Below are 3,299 nucleotides of genomic sequence, written 5' to 3' on the forward strand. Positions count from 1 at the left end.
CGCTCAAACCGAAAGCCTCGGTAAACAGCAAACTGACGACCAACCCGATGCCGATCGACAACGCAAGCCATTCCATCTCAGACCATCTCCATCACACGAACAGGAGCCGATTGGGGACGTTGAAATCGTTCCCAACCTTCCTTCTTTTCAAAGTACTCGGCCAATGCCATCCCAGGACCGGCGATGTTGCCGACACCCACCAACAGCATGCCTGACGCATCTTCTTGGTTCATTTTTGTCGGAGGAACCACCGACTCCGCAGCCAACTCGGCACGATAGGATTCACCCTCACCGTGCCATCTTGCGACCACTTCCTCGTGCGGCAGTGAGTCTGCCGTCGCGTAAGCGGGAACGTCGCTCTTGCTTTCCGCCGCGAATGATTCGAGCAGCATCGAGACGACTTCATCGCCCGTCGCGTTCCCCAAGCAAAGGATCCGATTCTGATCGATCCCGCCCTTGAGCAAACGACGGAGGAAAACGTCCGTTCCCGAACCGATGATCACTACGCGGTCATACTTTTGCCAGTGAACACACGCGTCGGCCATCGTCACCGAACGGTCGATGCGGTCGACGCGGCAGTTCATCACCAACACGCGGCGATTGACACCGGGGAAGTAGTCGTATGCCGCATCCCAAATGCGAGTCGTCGACTCGGGATCGTTTGCGGCGAACGCGTTGACAAAATGCCACGAGTCACCGTAAACGTTTTGTTGGTGAACACGCATCGCACCCGGATCCGGTGTGGCTTCCCACATGCCTCGCAGAGCAACCTCACGATCAACGCCCATCTGCTCACAAACCGCGAGTGACAAGGCGACGTTCTCGGCGTGTTCCAGATACGAAAACTGCGCGAGTTCTTCGGGGGTGATCTTCGCCGAGTCGTTGGCGGTGATGTTTTGCAACTGCGAACCTCGGTCCGCACACGCCGCTCCCATCACCTGCAAACTATCCGCACGATCTTCCGCCGTCAGCAGCGTACCGCCAACAGGGACGGTTGCCGACAAAGCGCGAGCGACGTCGAGCCGCGTCGGGCCCATCACATCGAGGTGATCGGCACGGGCGTTCGTGATCACACCATGAGTGGACCGGACGAGTTTGAGTTCGCATACCGATTGCAACAAAGGCTGTAACGCCATGCACTCGATCACCAATGCCTCCGCACCTTCGGAGACCGCAGTCTTTACGATCCGTTTTTGTTCGATCACGTTGGCGCGATCGGGGCGGAAGATCGGCAACTCACGCCCGTCGTCAAAGATCATGCGTGCCAATGTTCCGGTGGTTTTGGCGCAGGTTTTAATCCCGCCCGCTCGCAACCCCGCAGCAATCAATCGGGTCACCGAAGACTTGCCTCGAGTTCCATTAACGTGGATCCGAAAAGGAATCTTTTCGAGCTGACGTCGGTACCACCATGCTTCCAGCAAAGCAACCAAACCTACGATGGCAGCAACCGCCACCAATGCGACCAAGCCGTTCACAGACGGTTCTCTTTTGATGTGGGGAGAAACAACGGTTGCCCGATCTCATGCCAACGGTGGCACAGGGGAAAATCGAACAACGATTTGTGACAGATCCAACGATTCGCTGCAGTCCAACAGCGGATCCATGACTAGGTGTTAAAAGCGCTGACCATCGACCTTCGGTTTCGCCATGCGAATCCATCAGTGAACGCAAACCATGCGTGCACAGGTGACTCACCTGCGGTGAACCGATCTCTAGGTTGGGAGCGTGTCGTTAGGCTGGTGAAAAGATCGACGAACCGAGGCAGCCAAAGCTCGATGGTGTTCGTCGACAACGCGAGAATTATTCTCTCTGATCGGTCCGAGTAAAGACCGATCCAAGAGAATTTTCCGCCAATCGCCCAAGGGCAACCAAGCAGCCTCAATATCGGCACGAAGGCTACAACCGCTCCATTAAAAACAATCGTTTGTCCAAATGAATTCACATTTCTTTTCGGTTCTGAGCCGTGTTTTCCGCTACAAGGATCGAGATTTTTGCGAGTAAGTTTTCTCACGTTCGCGGAAATCGATGTCGACGGAGTCAGCAACCAGAACCCCGCCACGTAGCCTCGGCTCTCCGAGGCACGAAATCCCAACCCCAAAAGCCAACCTCCCTCTCGATCTTGGAAAGACCGAACTACGGGACAAATACCGGTGGGTTACTTTCTTTTCGACCCGCGCCCTTTGGGCATTCCGTTGCGGCAAGCGGTTTCTTCGCCAACGGATTCTTCGAAACGCTCGATCGACGCCGCCAATCCGTCCTCGCGCGTTTCAACGATCGCCCCGCACAACCGCACATCCTTCGTTGCGACGTGAAAGTGACATGGCTCGAACGTCAGCGTTGTTTTCGTTACCCGTCCGACGTCTCGGCCGATCACACTATCGTACGGCCCGCACATGCCGACATCACACTGCATCGCGGTGCCGCCCGCCATGACGTGGGCGTCGGCGGTGGGCACATGAGTATGGGTTCCGAGCACCGCAGTCACCCGCCCATCGAGATACCGCGCGATCGTTTGCTTGTCGCCGGTCGCCTCGGCGTGCATGTCGACCATGATCGCATCGGTTTCGTTGGCCATTTCGTCGAGAACCCGATCCACGGCGGTGAACGGGCAGTCCACCGGTCGCATGAAAACACGCCCGAGGATCGAAATCACACCGAGTCGTCCCGAAGGCGTATCGACGACCGCCCAAGTCCGGCCGGCGGCATCGCAGGGATAGTTCGCCGGCTTCACGATCCGGTTGCTTTCCTTCAGGATCGGGATGATCTCCGATCGGCGATAGATATGGTCACCCAACGTGATCGCATCGACGCCGGCTTCCATCAGCCGCCGATACTGCCGCGGCATCAACCCCGCGCCATCGGCCGCGTTCTCCGCGTTGACGATCAACGCGTCGAGAGAATGTTGTTCCTTCAGACCGGCCGCACGGTTCAAGACGGCAGAGTATCCCGGTTTACCAACGACATCGCCAAGAAACAAAAATCGCACCGGTGCCCATCCCCAACCATGCGTTCGAAAGCCGAAAAAACAACGCTAAACCATCGACACGATTCGTCTACCAACGCAGGCCGAATCGTTCGCCGCCGGTGTCACGGTTATTCCCGCCTTTGAGTGGACCGGTGTGCTGAGGTTGTACAGCGAGTTCACGTGGCGGCTCGTCGACTTCCTCTTCCTTCGCAGTGCTCGGCTTGTCCGCGACCGCGTGAGCGGCTTTGATCGACAATCCGATCTTCTGCGAATCCCGGTCAAAACTCAGCACCTTCACCTCCACGGTGTCGCCCGCGTTGACCACGCTGCTGAC

At 57.3% G+C, this 3,299-nt stretch carries 2 protein-coding genes and 1 pseudogene; all 3 read right to left on the reverse strand.

Annotated features, from left to right (window positions below):
• Positions 1-77 precede the first annotated feature (77 nt).
• Positions 78-1,475, reverse strand: a complete 1,398-nt coding sequence (gene pgsB, locus RSSM_RS01305; RefSeq protein ID WP_008673655.1) for a poly-gamma-glutamate synthase PgsB — start codon at positions 1,473-1,475, stop codon at positions 78-80.
• 680 nt (positions 1,476-2,155) lie between these two features.
• Positions 2,156-2,986 (reverse strand): TIGR00282 family metallophosphoesterase, encoded by an 831-nt coding sequence (locus RSSM_RS01315; protein ID WP_008673656.1) that lies wholly within the window; start codon positions 2,984-2,986, stop codon positions 2,156-2,158.
• 67 nt (positions 2,987-3,053) lie between these two features.
• A pseudogene (locus tag RSSM_RS01320) lies at positions 3,054-3,299 on the reverse strand (30S ribosomal protein S1); the annotation flags it as partial.

This window comes from Aporhodopirellula sallentina SM41 (assembly GCF_000346505.1).
Lineage (GTDB): Bacteria > Planctomycetota > Planctomycetia > Pirellulales > Pirellulaceae > Rhodopirellula > Rhodopirellula sallentina.